This is a genomic window from Legionella maioricensis, from assembly GCF_023618015.1.
Classification (GTDB): domain Bacteria; phylum Pseudomonadota; class Gammaproteobacteria; order Legionellales; family Legionellaceae; genus Legionella; species Legionella maioricensis.
The window spans coordinates 28,994-48,956 of sequence record NZ_JAJKBJ010000023.1; the positions used below are offsets into that span (position 1 = coordinate 28,994).

The following is a 19,963-nucleotide window of genomic DNA, read 5'->3' on the forward strand; positions in this document are numbered from 1 at the left end:
GCTATGCGTCTTGCCCCGGCATTCGTTCTTTATTTTTACAACAATTTTTTCATTTAGATCCTTTGCGGCTTGAGCACATAAGTACTAAAAAACATATACAATATTATTTACAGCATTTACTATTTAGGAGATTTATAAGTAGCTCACAATGCAGCAGAAGTCTTCTTGGAGCACTAAGATGCTTTGCAGATTATAGCAATCAAGCCTAATTACCAGATACAAGGAGAGTAAAATGTCAGCCTACACCATTAAACCTCTTGTTACCGCAACAGCGGTCAATACAGGAGGACGAAACGGTCACTCGGAAACGACTGATCATTCTGTCAGTGCAAATTTTTCCGTTCCCAAAGCTATGGGTGGTCCTGGGTTACCCCATACGACCACACCCGAACATCTTTTTGCTGCTGGTTATGCAGCATGCTTTGGTGGGGCATTAGAATTTGTAGCCAGTCAGCACAAGAAAAAAGTAACAGGTGCAACCGTAACATGCCATGTCTCTGTTGGTCCTCGTGAAGGCGGCGGGTTTGGCATTGCAGTTAAGATGAATGTTAAAGTTCCCTCTCTTTCTACTGTTGAAGCAAAGGAACTGGTTCAGGAAACGCACGAAAAAGTCTGCCCCTACAGCCATGCCACACGTGGTAATATCGATTTTGAATTGGAAGTCGAGGGTATGTAATATCCGTCGAATAAGCACCAGCAGGCTAATTAGACACCGCTATCTTGATCCGTTCGCCCTGAATGGATCAAGGTGACATCTGGGTTCTTTGTCCAGGGCTGGCGTTAAGCTTAATATTGGTACAATTATTAATTAGTTCTTCGGCTACAAAATCAATAAAAGATCGTATGGCTGGAACCAAACCTCGACGAGAGGGATAGATTATATAAAGGCTTGCCATAGGTAATGACCATTCTGTCAATACAGGAACTAATAACCCGGAATCTATTTCTTTACGACAAATTTCTTGGGGCATCATGGTGATACCCAGATGTGACAGTGCCGCTTGTTTAAGAATAATCCACTCATTGCTTTCTAAAATGGGTTGAAAATTAACCGTGATTTGACGACCGTCAGTATGAGTTAAAGAAAATTGATTACTTCCCTCATGGCGTGTTTTAGCAAAACAAGGAAAATTGACCAAATCTTGTGGTGTTTGAGGCCTGCCATGATGACTTAGATAAGTGGGGCTGGCAAGCAACGAGCTAGAACTAAGCCCTAGTTTACGTACTACTAAAGTCGAATCTTCAAAGGCATTAGCTTGAAAACGAATCGCGACATCAAACCCTTCTTGAATCAGATCCACAGAACGATCCGTGGCATTTAATACAATACTGACTTCCTGATATTGTTGCATAAACCTGGTGATAATATCGGCAAAAGTCGATTGTGCAAACAATGCAGGACAGGTGACACGAATACGCCCTCGCGGTTTACTTTGTACCAGTTCCGCTGCCTCTTGCGCAGATTGAGCCTCATTAACCATAGCTTTGCAATGTTGATAAAAAATTTTTCCGATATCAGTCAAAGTAAGTTTTCTTGTGGAGCGTTGTAATAACCTTACCCCTAAACGAGTCTCTAAATCACTAATGCGCCGACTGATTTTTGATTTGGTAATACCGACACTCTGCCCTGCTTTAGTAAAGCTTTTTTGCTCCACAACCAAGCAAAAAAAATACAAATCATTGAGATCAGGTAACATTCTATTCCCAGAGATGAATTGAGTTATCTATTAATAATAGCATTTATTAGTTCCAATAATAGGACAATGAATCATAACAATACCATCTTATCATTTATTGTTCTCATACTATGATAATAATAGAACTAATAAATAAGGAATAATGAAATGAAATTATTAGCTATTGACTCAAGTATATTAACTAATACCTCTGTTTCACGACAGTTAACCCAGAGTTTTGTTACTCTCTGGCAAAAAACTCATCCTGAAACGGAAGTAGTTTATCGTGATTTACACGCCCAGCCTATTAATCATTTATCACAAAAAATTTTAGCTGCTAATGCGGCCCCATCTTCACAACTTTCAGCAGAAATAAGAGAGGAAATTAATTTATCACAGCAATTAATCTCCGAATTATTAAGTGCGTCTGTACTGGTGATTGGAGCTCCGATGTATAATTTCTCTGTTCCTTCTCAATTAAAGTCCTGGATTGATCGCATTGTTGTTGCGGGAAAAACCTTTAAATATGTGGATGGTAAGGTACAAGGATTAGCAACAGGAAAAAAAGCTTATATCTTATCAAGCCGTGGTGGTTTTTATAATGCCGAACCGATGCTAAGTCTTGAGCATCAGGAACGTTATTTAACTTCAATTTTAAATTTTATTGGAATATATGATATTACCGTTATTCGCGCAGAAGGGGTGAATTTAGGTGAAGAGATTCGCGCTCAAGCCCTACAGCAAGCAGAAACAAAGATAAAACAATTATTACAATTTCAAGTGGCATAATTAGGAGTCAATGATGAATTCATATCGTGAGCTCGAAACTATTTATAAAGCAACTCCTACTCATATGGTAGGAGACGGTTTTCGAGTCATTAATTTCATTCCTGGCAATAATGAATTGGCAAAACGATTAAATCCTTTTGTCTTATTAGATTATAATCCTTCATTTTATTTTCCCCCAACCGATAGTCCTTTTGGTGTAGGCCCGCATCCACATCGTGGTTTTGAAACGGTTACTATTGCCTATAAAGGAGCGATAGCTCATCACGATAGTGTTGGAAATCACGGAATCATAGAGGCTGGAGATGTTCAATGGATGACCGCAGGGGCAGGAATCTTACATAAAGAATACCATGCTCCACACTTCGCTAAACAAGGCGGATTACTGCAAATGGTACAATTGTGGGTCAATTTACCGCGACTCTATAAAAGTGCTCCCCCGGCTTATCAAGCATTAACACAGCAACAAATGGGGACTTATAATTTTCCAAATCAACAAGGTTTATTAAAGATTATTGCTGGCGATTATTACGGTGTCCATGGCCCTGCAAACACTTTTTCGCCTATCAATTTATTTGATATGCGTTTGGTTTCTCATGGTGAAGCTATTTTGGAATTACCTGGCGATCATAATGTGGCTATCTTGGTGCTTGAAGGAGAAATTACTATTAACCAAAAACAAAGTGCACATGACAGCCAATTACTTGTTTTTGAACTCAGTCCTGGAAAAATCAAGATAAATAGCGAAGGGAAAAATGCTGTTCTGTTGGTATTGAGTGCTGAACCCTTGCTAGAACCTATAGCACATTATGGGCCATTTGTTATGAATACCCGTGACGAATTGCAGCAAGCTTTTAATGATTTTTATCAAGGAAAATTCGGTTATCTTGAATAAAAAAAACCGGCATTGTTACAATGCACGGCTAAATAATCGAGAAAAAACAGCACATTCCCTAGGCTTGATGGTCAACATTGATAACAAAAACGTATAATTTGTGAATTGTGAAGAAAACATTTGCATTTAACTCAATATTTGGATTAATCTAAAAATGACTCACAAGGAAAAGGAGATCATCATGGGTAAAAATGCTCGTCAAAAAAATGGAAATAATAAAGTAAAACAACCTTATTCCAATCAGGAATCACAACTTTTTTTTAATCAAAGACAAATAACCCCACCATCAGAAACACAGGAAGTACAAAGAACACAGGAAATACAACAACCGGTTCAAGCAATAAGCTTGCATACTACTACTGACTTTTTATTAGCGGCCATTCTGGAAGAATTAAGAACTCAGAATTTAATTGAGCTGATGAAATTAAAAACGCAACAAGAACACGAGCAAGAGGAATTACAGGCTGCAGAAAAAATGCAAGAACAAGACAACGCCCGATTCGAGGAAATCCGACATTCAATGTATATGTGATTTAATTGTCCCCTCTTCCAAGCCAATTTACAGAGTACTTGTTAATTGGCTTTTTTATTTGCGTAGCAACTGCCTTGCATAAGATTCCTTGTTGGGTCGCGACTCAACCTACTTGATTGAAGAAGCGAAGACTCATCGATTTATCAGTTATATCCCAGCGTTTTCTACGCAAAAAAAATGTATTGATTATGCCTATAAAATACTTGACCCTATTGTTGCTATATACCTTACCTTTGTATTTAAGGAGGAAACACGATGACTCAATGGTTCGTAAAAGATCTAAGTAAATTAACCGGCATTACCGTACAAACCCTGCATCACTATGACCGCATACAATTACTCAAGCCTTCTTTACGCCTTGCTAATGGATATCGTGTTTACTCTGAAAAGGATTTATTGAAACTACAACAGATCATTGCTTTGAAGTTTTTCGGTTTTGAGTTATCACAAATTAAAACCTTACTTTCCGAAGAAAAAGGTGCACTCGAGCATTTTAGCAACCAAGTACGGGTGCTGGAGCAAAAAGCAAACGCTTTTCTCGAAGGAGCAAAAACGCTGAGAAGCATTATCAACGTCGTTGATGACAATCAATCCATTCCGTGGGAAACCATTATTCAACTCATAGAGGTATATCGCATGACGGAAAATCTGGAACACAGTTGGGTTAAAGAAATATTCTCGCCCGATGAATTGAAACAGTATGTTGAATTCGAAAAAGAAATGAAAGCGAATAAAACGCCTGAGCAAAAAGCTGCTTTTGAAAAACAGTGGCATCTGTTATTGAATGAGCTTATCAATAATCTTAAAGAAGATCCTACCTCCCAAACAGGTATTCATTTAGGAAAGAAGTATATGGATTGGGTTAATGGAATTTATGGCAAAAAATACGCTCATCTTAGGACAAAAAAGTGGGAGAAAGGATTTGGAGAGGGAAAAGGCCTTGACGATATAGGACTAACACCTGAGCTGATATCCTGGTTAGAAAAAGCCACGGACGCTTACTGGAGAGATCGGCTTTATAGCATTCTTGAACAAGTTGGCAAAGCGCCCTCTTCTACCGTTTTATCACTTTGGAACGATGCATTAGATGATATGTACGGTGAAGAAACTTCACGTAAAAAAATCATTTATGAAATGGCTTTAAATGATGAAAAGGTTAGCCTTGAGGCCAAGGCCTGGCTGAAAAATTTATTAGCCGCTTAGGCTAAACCAAATTAGATCATTGCCCTCCCCGCGCCGGCGGGAATCCATTCCTGTTTTAGTACAAAGCTAATGCAAAGATGGATCCCTCCCTACGCGGGAATGACACATTTTCAGGTAACTTGTTTGCAGTTAAACAACAAAAATCCTTTACCTGACGACTATGGGCCACGCCCCAACCGACTTACTGATAATTGTTAACCATATGATTGTTATTTTGTTTTTATTGACTGACATTTATTATTCGCGTATAAATCATAATCCGTTAGTTCTAAGTTCAAATCCTGGTGGCTCCACCAGATAAATCAGCGCTTGCACGGATTTTTCGAAATACTGAAGTGTTCATGTAGACGCAATGTAAACTGATTATAAGGAAATAGGCTTTTCCATCGCTTGGAACGTATTAAATCAAGAATATAAAAAACCGGGAGATGGATTTAGAACAGTAGACTATTAAGTTACTGGTATTAAGGATGATGAATGAATGATTTAATTTTAAAGCGCCTCGCTGTTTTGAACCTGTCATTGTCGTTGATGGCAATTGTCCCTAAAATTTCTTTTGCTCAAGCTATTTACGGCCTTGATAAGGCTAGCCATTTTAATACAACCCACCATGGGCCTTTTTCCATATATGCCGGAGCGTTTCGATCGGAACATTCTGCTAACCAATTAAGAGATAAAATAGCCGCACGCATTCATTACCCCGTTCGAGTTATTGCTACTGGTCAATTACACGCGGTTGTGATTGGCCCCCTACCTTCACCTCAAGTGGTGCGGGCCGCAGGAAACTCGTTGACAAGCACTGTGGCTTTAAAGCCGAATAAATTAAATAGAATAGCCAGAGTCTCTCATGAACAGCCTAAGCAGAATATAACCTCATCGCCATCCAGGGCGACTCCCCCCAAAGTCAGTTTGCTGCCGCCTGCCAATTCCTTAGCAAACGGGATAAGTGCTACTGTATTGATCGGTGGTAGTTCTTATACTTTGGATAAACAGCAACAAGTGTTTTTCCCAGCGGAAACATTTAGAACGGATTCCTTTGAAGTAGATGGAAATAAAATCAATTTTGCCTCTGCGATCGGTATCGCATACGAGAAAATCCTTGAGTCAGATAAGAACAAGCCCTGGAATATACTGCAGAGTATCTCTTTAGGTGTGAATGCTTATTACAATGAAAGCTCGCGAAATGGTTCGGTATATGAATATAGTTTACCGGATTTTAATAACGCCACATATGACATGAAAGTTAAAAGTTACCGGGTCATGTTGGATACCGAATGGGTTTTACATTCTTTATCCTTCGGGGTTATGCCTTTTGTTGAAGCCGGTATTGGTGGTGCCCAAAATACACTGCGCTTCCAAAATATACCGCGGCCAAATATTGGTGCTGATGGCGGGTATTATAATCTTTCCAATCATGCAAGCACTCACTTTGCTTATGAGCTTGGTGCAGGGCTTAAGATACCTGTGAATAATCATTTTATAGCATCTGCTCGTTACCTGTTTGTCGATACCGGGAAAGCTGAGAGTGGAATATCAGATAATGGGACAGGAGTACTATTGGCTAGTCCTCTCAAAACCAAGGTTCAATCACAATCCGTATTATTTGGCTTAAGTTACTTATTTGGATAACTATAAAATGAAAAAAACGCTACTAAAACAACTGTCTTTCTTATCGATATTGAGTCTATGTTGCACGCCATCGGTTTATGCAGGAAGCACTCCGCCGTTGTCTATTATTGGTCAAGAAACCGTACAGAATATGTTGCCTAACGCAACACAGACAGTCTCTTATATTATTAAAAATAATGTGCCCATTGCACCAGTCATGCTCAATATAGCTCCATCCAGGACTATGCTAACTCCTGCGTCGCCCTATACCACCTGGCAAATTACAGATGACTGTGTATACAAGGGAATGAATCATTACGTCCCCCCTAACGGGCGTTGTAATGTTACCGTGACGATTAAGGCTGGTAATACGGTGGCTCATGTGCAACAAAACCTTATTATTAATTATGGCCCCACGTTTCAAACGATCGCACCTGCCCCTGTATTGAGTTTTGATATCAGTAACAGCGCCACTGGATTCTTTTTTACGATCCAACCCGCTGGAAATAACATGGTAGTGAATACAACCCAATACCTTAGTTGGACCGTAAAAAATACCACGGCAACTAACATTACCCTTAATAATGCGGCCATCAACTTTACTGTCGCATCCCCCTTAATCGCTGCACCAACGTTTGCTAATGATTGTGGCAATATAGTTACAGCGGGCGGTGGCACTTGTAATATTTCAACCACTATTCAAGCACTCAGTACTGCAGGAGAAGTAAATCAGTATCTTTCTATTCCTTACAATTCCGGAAAGACCCTCATTGCTGACCAACCGACCAATTTCTCCATCCGTTCAACAGCGGGTACCCGTACCTTCTTGTTCGAGAATCAATGCCCCTATGATGTTTGGTTGGCTTTCGTTGGTGGCGGGCAAATTAATGGGTGTGCCACAGATACCGATTGTGACAATAAACCTAATGTGATCCCAGGAACTTTTGCCTGTGATCCAGCAGCAAATGCTGGTGGTGGTATCTGTAACTGGAAAAATCCAACGCCCTCTGGCGGTAATTATAAAGTGTCTGCTAATGGCGGCACCACAAATGTCACACTAGTTGAAAACGTTTATCCTCTTTCACCCACCCAACATCTGGTGTGGAGCGGTGTGATCGGCGGCAGAACCAGTTGCACCAGTTCTGGCTGCTCGACTGGGGATTGCGGTGGTGGTCAGGGTGGTTGTCCAGTAGGAAAAGGGTTAAACCAACCCGCACAACAAGCTGAACCGACGTTCCAGCAAGAGTCTGATTTTTATGACATCACTGGCATTAATGGCATCAATATTCCAATGTCAATCGAACCTCAGGGGGTTACGCGGGATGCATTCAATCCGTATACCTGTGGTGCACCAGGTATTGGGGTCGACCAAGTCGGTACCGGGGGAACGATTGGTGCGTGCACATGGGACTTTGTGCCTCCCAGCAACAACTTCATCTGGGTTGCTAATGGTGGCGGGATTTGCAATGTGAACACAGATTGCAATGAGGCAGGAGGTGAAGCTTGTGGTTTATCTCAAGCCAATATAGCACTTAACTCCGCACAAAAAACCTGCGGAATTTTTGAGGGTTATTGGACTGCCGATCAAGTGTGTGGTATCAATTCGAACTACTCACAAGCGCCCTATTTTTGCACCAATCCAGCGACCAATGGAACATTCACTAACATGTATCAATGCAGCGGAACGGGGTACAACCAATCCTGTTACAACTCCTCCAATTCAACAACATGCTGCGGTTGCCAAAATTGGCAGCAGGCGCCAACTAATATAGTAATTCCCTCAAACCCGACAATTGTTCCACAATGTAATAGCTCGGGAAATAATTCCAGCAATGCAGTATGGATTGCCAATGCTCTTCCAACGCTAGGTTGGTATAAAGCAGCATGCCCACCATTTTACGTCTACCCTTTTGACGATAAAAGCAGTACCTTTAGCTGCACCAATAACCCCAGTGGAGTCAATTCGACCAATTATAAAATTACTTATTGTCCTGGCGGAAAATCAGGAGCTCCCACAGGAGTCACACCCAACCCTTAAAGGGACAATACTTAAAATCGATAAAGAATTTTCCCCTCCCCTAAAAGCGTCGGGCCATGTGCTCGACGTACATGCGAATAGATACTATAGATTTACCAATGACTTAGTCGGCCTTTTCTCTAGCCCCACTTTGCGAAAACCCTTTTTGATGCAGTTTTTCTAACCGTTTTATTTTGCCCCGCAATTAACATCGCTCTTGGTTCACGTTCGGAGGGTTTATTTTTGCGTTTTAATGACTCATAAATAACTTGATATTGGTATAATCAATGCACTTTATTGAGATAAGCTTGATATCAGGCAGGGGCACCTCGCGTTTTATTGTGCCTTTTTGTAAATTATTGTCAGTTGCATCAATAAGAACTCAAATGGATGGGATTTTACTTTTGCATTAATATGTTACAATTCAGGTCTACTTGTTCTTATTTTGCCATTAAATTACTAGAGGATCATCATTAATTGAACCCAATTCGCTGGACAGAACGACAAAGTCTTCAGTACTTATTCCCATTAATTATCAGTATTTCCTTTGCCATGGATGTTTTTGTTCCAGCAATTCCAGTGATGAGTCGTTTTTTTAAAACTGATGGTAGCGTAATGCAAGCCAGTCTTTATGTATTTATGCTTACTGTAGCCTTGGGGCAATTATTTGTAGGTCCCTTGGCAGATCATTATGGACGTCGACGCATCACAATTTATGCAGCATTTCTTTTTTTTATTGGCTCAATGCTTTCAGCATTATCCCAATCTATATCCACTCTCATTGTTGCCCGAATGATTCAGGCTGTTGGAGCCTGTGGTACTTATTTGCTGTGTTTTATTATAATAAGAGACAATTTTTCAACTCCTGTTTGCGCACGTCTGTTTAGCATTTTATGTGGAATCAACTCAATGGTTGCAAGCACTGCCCCCGTTATCGGTGGGCTCTTGCTCGATCAAACCAAGAATTGGCGTAGTGGATTTTATTTTTTAACCCTACTAGGCCTTTTAATGAGTTTTGTTGCATGGCGCAATATTCCTGATTATGTTTACCCTAGGCAGGAATCACCCAATTTAAATATATTTAAGACTACAAAGTTGATTTTAACGAACTTTGATTTTCGTCAATATGCCCTTATTGCCTCTGTTAGCTTGCTCGGATTGTATTTATTTTGTGCTTTATCCCCTGGTATCCTGATCAGTCAACTGCACCTCAGTGCCACTCATTACGGTTTATGGTTCGGATTAAACGCAATGACCGTATTTCTCACTAATCTTGTTTCCGCACGTCTGACGTATTCTTATCCATTAGAAAAGATAGTACAGGGAGGATTATTTTGGATCATTTTCTCCTGTATTTTGATGATTTCCTTAAATCTTTATCAAATCAGCGTGGCCCGTTTTATGTTCCCCATGCTTTGCTTAACTTTCGGTATCGGCCTCAGTATGGGTACAGCAACGGCTCTTGCTTTAAAAGATTTTAAACAGCAGGCAGGAACTGCCACAGCGTTGTTAGGTGCTTGCCAGTTTGGTCTATCAGGTTTTATAGGCATTTTAACCGCCCAATGGAATCCAGAGCCATTGCTTCTCGCTTTTCCGGTGCTTTGTTTTAGTGCCTTAGCGTTAGTTAGAATGAAGAGAGCCGGTTTAAAGCTCCTCCTCAATCCTTAATCTATTTCATACGTAAATAGATGATTCATTTGATTGATTAATTGACAATATTCCCGACCAGTAATTCCTCTCACTACTGACAGAAACTGTCAGTACATCACCATACACTATTTCATCATAACAACTACCATTAAAGGGGAAAATATGATGCTCGAACCAAGTTCTGTTGTACTTTATGTTGATGATCTTGAAATAACTAGCAAATTTTATCAGGATTTACTAGGAATAAAACCAGAAATAACATCGCCTACATTCAATTCATTCACTTTATCAAAGGGGATGGGTTTAGGTTTAAAGGTGAAACATACTGTTGAACCTGCCCCTGATAAAAATGGTAGTGGTGAATTAGCATTCACACTTGATAATAACAGGATGGTTGATGAATTATTTGCAGAATGGCAAAGGAAAGGAGTAAACATTGCCCAACCCCCGGTTATTGTACCTTTTGGTTATACTTTTCTCGCGTTGGATCCTGATGGCAATCGACTGCGAGTTGTCGCACTCGGCAAATCTTAATACCAAATTGAATTGCTGTTGCGTGAGGTCTCATGTCAGGAGATCTCACTTCGTTCGAGATGACGCTTATTAAAAAGTTTAGTAAATACTCGCGCAATTTCTCAGCCGATATTATTAACCCGACTCCCTTTCAAAGAACAATATTACAATTTTAGGCTAGACAGTAAGGCAATATTTGTATTTTAATGTCAGCTTGATCATCTCAGGGAAGTAGAATGAACACTGTGGCCCTTAGCAGGCTTTTCTTTTTTATAATATTATTCAGTATCTGTGGAATACAGGGAGCCCAAGCGGAAGAAACGGATCAGTTTACCCTTCCACCTGGCGAATTGCTGGACATTGGTCCGACTACTAGTCGCAAATTGTTCGAAGTACTCCAAACCGTTATAGCTCAAACCAATTCAGAAATTCGAACTCTTCTCTCCAGAGCTCAGCATAGCCGGCTTGCGGCTTCAAAACTGGCATTGCGCCGTAATGATGCTTATATTGCTGATCTATTTTATACCAAAACAGGGCCGGGTTTCCCTCGCTGGATGCGCTGGAAGCGTTCGCCCAATGAAGCCAAGCCCATGCAATATAAAGAAAGATGGCCTTGGAAAACCGTTTATTGGCTCGTTTTTTCGCAGTCTCCCTTATTTATAATTGGACTTGCGCCGACGATCAACATGTATGACTATTATTTTGGTACCGACAAGCTGGGGCATTTTTTCATGCAGGGCCATACCTACTACACCATTTATATGTATTGCCTGAATCATGGCAAATCTCCGCAACAAGCTCATGCAACCATGGTGATGTATGGTCAAATTCTTGAACAGACCTATTTGGGTACTTTGATTAATGGGGTTTATTCCAATGCGGATTTATCAGCAAATTATTCCGGATGGAAATTTTATATGAATCTCGCACATAGCGTAAAAATTGGAGATCGCACCCTTCCTCCGCTTTTGGTTTTAAAAGGAAATCAATGGGAATTTGCCAGACACGTCAACAAAGATAATTTATTGAAACCCTATCTCTCAGATAATCTAAATGAAGCCTTGAATCCTTGCCGTTATACGTTTATGCGAGGTCAAATTCGTAGACAGATTAAAAAACGTTGTGCCGGTTGGATTGAACGTAAAGGCATCACGAAACAAATTGTTGAAGCAAAACTTGAAGAAACCCGCCGTTGGCATGGAGAAGTCTACGGCCACTGGCTTCCTGAAAGCAACGCAGTGACCCTCAATACTTGTTTTGGAGGCCAATAAAAAGCGATAAGCTAAACGTCATCCAGAGCGAAGCGAAGGATCTCCAGAATGAGACTCAGGCCTATTTTCAGGAGCTCCCTCATCGCAAAGCTCCTCGGGATGACTGAAGCAGCTTAAGTCAATGGCACTGCAGCTCAGCCTGGGCTTATTTTTTTATTATTTGTGCGGTAATCAGTATAAGAAGGGTTCCTGTGAGTGCCCCAAGAGCGGTTCCAATACCCAGCAACTTTAAGCTACCAATAACCGCACCTATAGCCATTCCGATAGATAGCTCGATGCTAATCCCCAGGGCCGGAAGTAAAATTTCAAAAATATTGTCTTGTGAGACTGCCTGAATTTGTTTTTTATTTTTATTAATTTTAAAGATTGCAAAACTCCCGGTAAGCACTCCTCCCAGGATCGCACCAATAATCAAACCACAGATACCGCCGATGAAAAGATCCACGTCAATACCAAACTTATGGTCTTTATATCCCGAAAAAAATCCAAATAAAGGGGCAATATAACTACCGGATAAAGCACCAATAACACCACCAGTTATTGCTCCGGGTATCGTTCCTACGGCTGCTGCAAGATATAATTTAGGATTTTTAATAAGACTTAGAACGCTGTTTTTAATATCCATGATCGCTGTTAATCCCAATATTTCAATAATAATTAATCTACCAATGATAGCGTCCATTGACAATCGAATCAGCATAATCAATAACTTCATTTCATCTTTAATTTTTAAAAATATACTGAGTTGTCGCTTTATTTTTAACCTCAAGTCCTGAGATAATAATATTTATTCACCATTTGAGCGAATTGAAATTTGTATTATTAACAAAAGGATCGTCAAGTTTTGAATAAAAATATCTTTGTCGAATTACAAATTATTTTAGTTTTACTCGGGGCACCTATTTTTGTTTTTCTGGATAGTCCCTGGTTTACTGATCATTTTTTTCAGGCACAAGATATAAATAATACGATTATGTTCCTTTTTTATTGCTGGATTTTTTTTCTTGCGGGACAAAGGTTACATTGGCTTATGCTTATAGTGATCGTTGATAGTTTTTGCGCTGAAGTGATCGGCTCAAAAATCTTAACCTTATATCAGTATCACCTTGATAATATCCCGCCATACATACCCTTAGGCCATGCGGTTACTTATGCCATCGTGTACCAAATGTCCCGTCAACGATTCATATGGAGTTATCATGTGGTTCTTGAGAAATTCCTGCATCAATTTGCTTTTATTACCTGTTTCATGTCATTAATTATCTTAAAAGATATTGCAGGTTTTCTTTGCTATTTGTTTTTTTTATTTATCGTAAGACAGAGAAAGAAACCTTTATTTTATTTGACTATGTTCGCTGTAACATACTATTTAGAGATGTTAGGTACACTGACTTCAGCATGGTCCTATTATTTTGCTCTTGGAAATCATCCTAACTATCCTTCAACATCAGTGACGCCCTGTGGTATCGCCGGTATTTATATGCTCGTTGATATTTCCAGCAATTCGATATATCTCCATGTGAAAAAATTTAAAAAAAACCTTCTCAAAAAAGAGAAGTCAAATACAACGAGGTATACCAGAACATTGAACCATTTATGAGGAAAATTCCTGGAGAAAAACCCGCCACCCTATTTTTATCGTTCAAATTTTGAGGCAGTATCCTATCACTTGCCTATTCCAAAAATTTCAATCTATTAAAAAATTTTACCGTTCATCTATCTCTATATCAGAGGTTAAAATAATATATTGACATATTTGTTTTATTTTTGTACAATTTATTTTAAGTTAAGTTTGTCGGCTAAGTGTTAACACTTAATCCAGGATTAACTTAAGTATAACGACTGATCCTCTCCATAAGGATAGATGGAGAACTGGTTTATATAATCTAGTATTAATTAATGAACGGGTTTGTCGCTGAGATAAAGGTGAAAACAAACATATCAATTTACTGATTGTTTGTTTCCTGAAGACTTTAATCGGTGATAATACAACCTGTTTTTATCCGTTGCACCAGTCTATTTTCCTTTATCTCCTCAATATCAGAACTGTTGTTATAAATAGTTTTTTAGGAGAAGAATGATGTTTTCAAAAGTAGAATCAAATCAAAAGGCTACCCCAACTGCACCTAAAGAATTTCAGTTTATTTGGGTAGGTGGCGATCTTCCTGAGAAATATCTCTTAAATCTTCGTGCAGCAGTGACCCAAGCAGAAAAAATGGGTTATAAAGTCAATTTGTGGTTGAGTAACCCAAAACAGTTCCATAAGACTGCTGCCAAAATGGATATTAACTTTTACGACAAAGTAAAGTTAAGAGACATTAATGAATTAACAGAATTTACAAATGCTACTTTTCCTGAAGAAGGCAAAAAAATATTATCTCGCATCAGACAGGAAATGGCAGGAAACAAAAATTATTCGGCTGTTGCAGACTGGCTGAGAATTTTAATTTTACTAAAGGAAGGCGGGGTTTATTCAGATATTGATCATCTCTATCTTCCACACGCCCAAGCCAATGGATTAGACATCCAGATACTTACTCAATTACCAGAAGATCTAACTCCTTTTAAAAATAAAGGGATTATTGTAAACAATATGTTTTATTGCTTAACTGAAGTCAATGGTAAAAAAGAAACAATGACTACGCCAGTAGTTAATATGGAGCGGATTAAGGAGCTTTTGGAAAAGAGCAAATCGACTAAATGCCACTTAACACCCACGGATTTTTTAAATTGCATTGGTAAACCCTGTCCCATTATTCCAGAGCATAATCGGGTCGATTGGGCTAAGGAACAATTCCCAACAAATAAAACTCAATTTGACATCGAACTACCTCATGGCATCAAGATACTTGGAAATCATTTTCCATTGAAAAATGGAAGCGCTCCCAAAATGAAAAATGCAATGATGGGTAACCTGGGTAACAGTGCCGTGATCTCTAAACCTGACAATTGTTTGATGGCAGCCCTACCGGGCTCACAAGTCTTAAAACAAACGCTGCTAAAATACCTGGAAAATTATGACAGCATCTCACATGCCCAGGATCCTGCCTTTGTTTTAAAACGCAAAGCGACTGCTGATGATTTAGCCCAAATTGAAGAAACTCGCTATCAGGATAAAGTTAAGGGACTGAAAAATGGAGAGGGTACTGAAGTTCTCGTAGACGTGAAGTCTCTCTATGTCTATAAGAACAAGGAAGGAGAATTACTCCTATTCGAACGGTCTTCTAGATATATTAGTCCTTTAGGCGTAAAAAGAGCACCAGATACAATGCTATTCAATGAAGACTATAGCAAAAGAATGATTTGCTCAAGTACCCATGCGCTTAGTCCAATTATGATAAGTATGAACGAGATGCTTCCTGAAGCGAAACTGGGCGATCTGCTAATTCCACCGTCAGCCCTGGCAGATACTATTCAACTCCATTGGGACAATACCTGGTTTGGTGATCCGTCTCTGGAAATAAAGCCGGCTTTTACAGACATTGATGCACACTATGCGAGTACTTTTGGTGTTGCAGCAGCCCTCTCAGGGGTAGGATTATTTGCTACCAGCACCGGTAAAAATAGACAAACAATCGCTGAAGAATCATTGGCTTTCTCCGAGCAAATGCATAAATCTTAAAAAACACCGCTTCTCTTCGCGACAATCAATCTGATTGATTCTAAGAAAGGGCATAAGGGAGGAGTATCATCCTCCCTTTTTTAGCGCAAATTATACAAGAGTAGCCTGTGAGGAAAACACAGGGGTAATTCAAAGTACTGTGTCACCCGAGCCAGGTTACAGATCTTGCTTTCAACCGTAGCAACTGTATCTCTAAAAAATATTTTGATTTCACATGAAAAAATTAACTCATTTTGAACAATTAATCTATAATTTAGTTATTAAAAATACATTTATGCCAGAAGAATATGACTGTTATCCACACTAAAATTCAAGCTGAAATTATTAATCAACAAAGGAAATTATTATGCGTCTACTCGGGTTTATCCACCGAAGCGGAATTCAGTTTAAAATTAAACTCCATTATTGAGAAACTACTACTAAATGATGAGCATTTTAAAGAGAGCAACCCAAGTACGTTGCGCGAAGAACTCTTAACAGGGAGTTTATATAGTGAAAATCAAGAACCAATCTTCCTGCAAAATGAAATAACTTATCAAAAAGTACTAGCAGATCTCTCTTTTCGATTAAAAAATAATCCTGAGTCATTTTTAAAGGCTTTAACAGATTATAAAAATACTTTTGGCCCAGAAAAAATGGGCTCCATTTTAAGTCGAAAATTTCTAGATATTGACCCAAAAAAACAAACCTGCCTACTCAATATCGCAATTGAAACAGCTTTTAAAAATGAAGAAAATTATTCAGATGAGCCTATTAATCAATTGTTAAAATTAGGTGTGGAAATTGATGTGGATTTTGGATATCACGGTCAACGACACCCCTTAAGAGAAGTTCCACCTTTAATTAAAGCAATCCAAAAATCCAATGAATCGGATAGTAAAAATAAACAAGCGTTTTATACAAGAATAGCGGAAAAACTAATTACCAATGGAGCTTCTATTAACAAATTAAATGATAATCCAAGCCCACTTTGGACCGCTTATAACCCTAAAAAAATTCCTGAAACCTTATCAAAGAATACCGAGTTATCCTATGACCATCAATCAGATCTATCTGGCGCTTTAAGGCAATTTAAAATTGAATCCGAAACTCATGTTAGAAATAAAGAATTTTTTGATTTATTGATTAAAAAAGGAGCAAAACTTGACGAAATGGATATCATGCAAACTTCAGTTCAAGCGCCTTATAAAATTTTTCGAGATTTTCCCAACTATAAAGCATTTCAATTGTTGTATCTTATAGATGAAGATTTAAGAAGAAATGATCTATACACCACCACTCAACGTCAGCAAATTAAAGATGAGTTCTTCAATCCCCTTTTTGAAGCAACTTATGCCACGCGAATAGAAACTGCTGAAAGATTAAAAGGGTATCAATTCGAGTTTGGCGAACCACAGCCTGATAAACCTAATTCCATTTTTATATTTATTAAAAATGAGCAATTAAATTATGGTGTTTGGGTTAATAATCAATTGAAAATAGAACGCTTGGAACCTAATGAATATTTAGATGAAGTAAATATTAGAGCCCTCATAGAATCATGCGATAAAGAAACAAAACCAGCTCAAGAAACTCACGATGCGCTAATAGAGTTTATGGAAAATAAGGGCTACATTATTCGTGAAAACGAAAGTACGATGAATCAGAAACAATTGGATCAATTGGTACAAAAAGGAGAGTTATACTCCAATGTTACCACTAGATATAGCGGCAATGTTAACGATGTTCTAGATCGAATAAGACAGAATGAATCTGGGTACATTATGAGCTTTATGTTCACCCAGGAAGAAAAACCATTCAATATGATTGAAAATCAGTGTATGGCAGGTGAATACGCTATCCCAACTCAATATATTGGTGGGAAAAGATTACAAATGTTGGAAGGTGTTGGATTTAAGTACACCCATGTAAATCCTCATATTACTTCTAAAACGGATATTTTTAGTATACCCAAACAAATTAACTTTTATGATCCCTCTCGCGATTCGACTTATCAAACTGCAACAACTTCAGACTCTAGACACTTATCGTCAATTTATGCAGTTGATTTAGAATTAAAAGTATCAGACTCTAATGCACAAAAGTTATATGAAAAAGCCCAGGAGGCAAATCAGAGAAGATTGGGGGCAATAGAAGAAAGAGCAACAAGAGAGCCTTTCGACTTGTCCCAAATCCCTTTTTTTGCAGATGACTTACCAAAAACAGCATCTGATGATGAATTATTAAAGGTTGCAAAACAAGATAAACAATACAAAAAAGCATTGCATCATTCCAAAACATATTCTGTTTTAACTGATGATTATTTGCATGCAGACATTCGTCTGATTAAAGGAGTGAATGTAAACCCCATGAATTTTGCACTTGAACCCGAAGCGTTATATTTCTATATGCAATCAGGGGTGCTTTGCGCTATTCAGTTAGAGGATCGAGTAGTAACACCAGTTAGCCTGGAAAATCTTACTGATGAAATGAGCAATAAAATAAGCCAAATGTTAATTGATGATGCTTCAGACTCTCAGCTTTCTCTTGAAGATAAGGCTGCTATTGCACGCCAGGTCGAATTTATATCTGCAAATCATATAAAGCAAACCTCTGTATATCACGGGGAATGTGTTGCTGATATTTATCAATTCGACATGATCTTGGACATAATAAATACCCGTGAAGCAGCTTCCATGACGGCAGATGAGTCCCATCGCAGAGAGCATCAGCGTGAAACAATTAAAGCAGTAGGCTCTTCAATGGATGAATATCTTCTGAATCTAAGAGCCTTACAAAAACAAAGACAGACTTTTCTTTTCACAGGACGACACGTACCCATTGCAAGAACCGATGCGGTGGCTGGTGAAACAAAAATGTTACAAATAGACGAGATTAATTCAATACGGATGTTACTTAATGAACTGATTCGCACCAGTGAACATCGAAAATCTAAGGCCCATAAGCATTTACTCGGATTGAATTCCCTAATCTCTCCCTATTTAAAATCACATCATTTAACCCACTCACTGCAAAAGCTGGCGGCACCAGGTTCTCTAGATGAACGCATTGCCCATATGACTAAAAAAGAGAAAGAATATCTATTAATCTGGTCATTAGATATGGGATTCAGAGATTTATCCAAAGAATTAATAAAACGAAATGTTCAACTATCAGGAACATTATCTTGTGAAAAAGAAGTATTAAAATCTGTGATTAGCAAAGGTTTAGTCGACGAAGCTCAATTTTTAATGGATCACGGAATCAAACTAACTGACTATGAGCTTTCCAGCCTATCCACTGTATTTGATACCAAGTTCAATTATCTGATTCATTTCAATTCCTCAATACAATACTTGGTAGACAAGCCTGAACCGGAAAATATAGTCCCTGGAAAACTATATTTCTATGTTCAAAATAATACAGAATTACACTACGTAAAAAGAGATAAATTCGGCGCTCTTAACCGCCATTCAGTTTCTGCTGGCAACGAAATTTCCCAAAATCAATTAAATGCTATTGTAAAATCAATTGCCACTTCTAATCCTTTAACCAATGATGAAAAGAGAGTACTTTCAAAAGCAGTCCCCGAAATGGAGAACTTTGGCCAATCGCCAAAGAAAATAGAGGTCCACTTTTCATCAGCCTTCCATCCCGACCAACTCAATTTCCAAGAAACAATTAAAAAATATACCGATTTTAAAGATAATTACCAAAATGCGATCAAAGATGAAGATCTGCTGCAAAATGAATCCCTCAGATTATAGCGTTAGATTGGGATAATTTTTTTTATCTTCCATGCTGGTTTGACAGACACTTGATGCTATGACAGTATTATTTTTAATGAACAATGTGAATTAAATTTAGTCCAATAGATTTTAGATCAAGGAGGATTGTCATGACAAAAGTTCAGGCTTATGCGGTCCGGGAAAAAGGAGGTCAGCTTTCTCCTTTCGAGTATGAGCTAGGGGAAATGGGTTCTGATCAGGTCGATATCAAAGTTGAGTCATGCGGAATTTGCCACTCAGACATCGCAATGATCGATAATGAATGGGGGTTTAGTAATTATCCTGTGGTGCCAGGTCATGAGGTAGTAGGTACTATCGTGGCAATGGGAGAACATGTTAAAAATCTGAGGCTTGGCCAGCGTGTGGGTCTTGGATGGTTCAGTGGAAGTTGCATGCATTGTTATCACTGTATGCGGGGTGATC

General features: G+C 38.7%; 16 protein-coding genes. 14 read left to right on the top strand and 2 right to left on the bottom strand.

The genetic code is table 11. The features are described 5' to 3' along the window. Positions 1–232: 232 nt before the first annotated feature. Positions 233–676: an organic hydroperoxide resistance protein gene (locus tag LOX96_RS14700; protein WP_250423681.1), complete on the top strand. Its 444-nt coding sequence runs from the start codon at positions 233–235 to the stop codon at positions 674–676. A 67-nt stretch (positions 677–743) separates the two neighbouring features. On the opposite strand, the gene LOX96_RS14705 is transcribed toward LOX96_RS14700, so the two are convergent. Continuing rightward, entirely contained in the window at positions 744–1,697 is a 954-nt protein-coding gene (locus LOX96_RS14705) for a LysR substrate-binding domain-containing protein (protein ID WP_250423679.1), read from the bottom strand. A 147-nt stretch (positions 1,698–1,844) separates the two neighbouring features. Here LOX96_RS14705 and LOX96_RS14710 point away from each other — a divergent pair, with 147 nt between their 5' ends. From LOX96_RS14710 to LOX96_RS14750, 9 genes are all read left to right on the top strand, one after another. Next, positions 1,845–2,465, top strand: a complete 621-nt coding sequence (locus tag LOX96_RS14710; RefSeq protein WP_250423668.1) for an FMN-dependent NADH-azoreductase — start codon at positions 1,845–1,847, stop codon at positions 2,463–2,465. Between the two features lie 10 nt (positions 2,466–2,475). Continuing rightward, a complete protein-coding gene (locus LOX96_RS14715) occupies positions 2,476–3,357 on the top strand; it encodes a pirin family protein (protein WP_250423667.1) in 882 nt (293 codons plus the stop codon). Between the two features lie 181 nt (positions 3,358–3,538). Next, positions 3,539–3,889: a hypothetical protein gene (locus LOX96_RS14720; RefSeq protein ID WP_250423666.1), complete on the top strand. Its 351-nt coding sequence runs from the start codon at positions 3,539–3,541 to the stop codon at positions 3,887–3,889. 255 nt (positions 3,890–4,144) lie between these two features. Continuing rightward, positions 4,145–5,092, top strand: a complete 948-nt coding sequence (locus LOX96_RS14725; protein WP_250423665.1) for a MerR family transcriptional regulator — start codon at positions 4,145–4,147, stop codon at positions 5,090–5,092. Positions 5,093–5,569: 477 nt separating this feature from the next. Next, positions 5,570–6,721, top strand: coding sequence for an SPOR domain-containing protein (locus LOX96_RS14730; RefSeq protein WP_250423664.1), 1,152 nt, complete (start codon positions 5,570–5,572; stop codon positions 6,719–6,721). Between the two features lie 7 nt (positions 6,722–6,728). Beyond that, positions 6,729–8,738, top strand: coding sequence for a thaumatin family protein (locus LOX96_RS14735; protein WP_250423663.1), 2,010 nt, complete (start codon positions 6,729–6,731; stop codon positions 8,736–8,738). Positions 8,739–9,194: 456 nt separating this feature from the next. After that, entirely contained in the window at positions 9,195–10,385 is a 1,191-nt protein-coding gene (locus LOX96_RS14740; protein ID WP_250423662.1) for a multidrug effflux MFS transporter, read from the top strand. A 144-nt stretch (positions 10,386–10,529) separates the two neighbouring features. Continuing rightward, positions 10,530–10,901: a VOC family protein gene (locus LOX96_RS14745; protein WP_250423661.1), complete on the top strand. Its 372-nt coding sequence runs from the start codon at positions 10,530–10,532 to the stop codon at positions 10,899–10,901. Positions 10,902–11,116: 215 nt separating this feature from the next. Continuing rightward, positions 11,117–12,151, top strand: a complete 1,035-nt coding sequence (locus tag LOX96_RS14750) for a hypothetical protein (RefSeq protein WP_250423660.1) — start codon at positions 11,117–11,119, stop codon at positions 12,149–12,151. A gap of 145 nt (positions 12,152–12,296) precedes the next feature. Here the strand turns inward: LOX96_RS14750 and LOX96_RS14755 are convergent, their stop codons facing one another. Further along, entirely contained in the window at positions 12,297–12,866 is a 570-nt protein-coding gene (locus LOX96_RS14755; RefSeq protein ID WP_250423659.1) for a hypothetical protein, read from the bottom strand. Positions 12,867–12,995: 129 nt separating this feature from the next. Here LOX96_RS14755 and LOX96_RS14760 point away from each other — a divergent pair, with 129 nt between their 5' ends. The 4 genes from LOX96_RS14760 to LOX96_RS14775 all read left to right on the top strand — a co-directional run. After that, entirely contained in the window at positions 12,996–13,751 is a 756-nt protein-coding gene (locus tag LOX96_RS14760; RefSeq protein ID WP_250456375.1) for a hypothetical protein, read from the top strand. Positions 13,752–14,228: 477 nt separating this feature from the next. Beyond that, on the top strand, positions 14,229–15,773 hold the full coding sequence (locus tag LOX96_RS14765; RefSeq protein WP_250424767.1) for a TcdA/TcdB catalytic glycosyltransferase domain-containing protein: 1,545 nt from the start codon (positions 14,229–14,231) through the stop codon (positions 15,771–15,773). Positions 15,774–16,060: 287 nt separating this feature from the next. After that, the gene (locus tag LOX96_RS14770) at positions 16,061–19,519 is read left to right on the top strand and encodes a hypothetical protein (RefSeq protein ID WP_250424765.1); all 3,459 of its coding nucleotides are present in this window, start codon (positions 16,061–16,063) and stop codon (positions 19,517–19,519) included. 131 nt (positions 19,520–19,650) lie between these two features. Continuing rightward, positions 19,651–19,963 (top strand): alcohol dehydrogenase catalytic domain-containing protein (locus tag LOX96_RS14775; protein WP_250456376.1); only part of this gene is annotated, 313 nt, incomplete at its 3' end.

Excerpts from the sequence above, each read along its gene's own strand:
- LOX96_RS14735 (WP_250423663.1), top strand. The coding sequence starts at position 6,729 with ATGAAAAAAACGCTACTAAAACAACTGTCTTTCTTATCGATATTGAGT.
- LOX96_RS14755 (WP_250423659.1), bottom strand. The coding sequence starts at position 12,866 with ATGAAGTTATTGATTATGCTGATTCGATTGTCAATGGACGCTATCATT.
- LOX96_RS14705 (WP_250423679.1), bottom strand. The coding sequence starts at position 1,697 with ATGTTACCTGATCTCAATGATTTGTATTTTTTTTGCTTGGTTGTGGAG.
- LOX96_RS14710 (WP_250423668.1), top strand. The coding sequence starts at position 1,845 with ATGAAATTATTAGCTATTGACTCAAGTATATTAACTAATACCTCTGTT.
- LOX96_RS14730 (WP_250423664.1), top strand. The coding sequence starts at position 5,570 with ATGAATGATTTAATTTTAAAGCGCCTCGCTGTTTTGAACCTGTCATTG.
- LOX96_RS14725 (WP_250423665.1), top strand. The coding sequence starts at position 4,145 with ATGACTCAATGGTTCGTAAAAGATCTAAGTAAATTAACCGGCATTACC.
- LOX96_RS14715 (WP_250423667.1), top strand. The coding sequence starts at position 2,476 with ATGATGAATTCATATCGTGAGCTCGAAACTATTTATAAAGCAACTCCT.
- LOX96_RS14770 (WP_250424765.1), top strand. The coding sequence starts at position 16,061 with ATGACTGTTATCCACACTAAAATTCAAGCTGAAATTATTAATCAACAA.
- LOX96_RS14750 (WP_250423660.1), top strand. The coding sequence starts at position 11,117 with ATGAACACTGTGGCCCTTAGCAGGCTTTTCTTTTTTATAATATTATTC.
- LOX96_RS14700 (WP_250423681.1), top strand. The coding sequence starts at position 233 with ATGTCAGCCTACACCATTAAACCTCTTGTTACCGCAACAGCGGTCAAT.
- LOX96_RS14765 (WP_250424767.1), top strand. The coding sequence starts at position 14,229 with ATGATGTTTTCAAAAGTAGAATCAAATCAAAAGGCTACCCCAACTGCA.
- LOX96_RS14745 (WP_250423661.1), top strand. The coding sequence starts at position 10,530 with ATGATGCTCGAACCAAGTTCTGTTGTACTTTATGTTGATGATCTTGAA.
- LOX96_RS14720 (WP_250423666.1), top strand. The coding sequence starts at position 3,539 with ATGGGTAAAAATGCTCGTCAAAAAAATGGAAATAATAAAGTAAAACAA.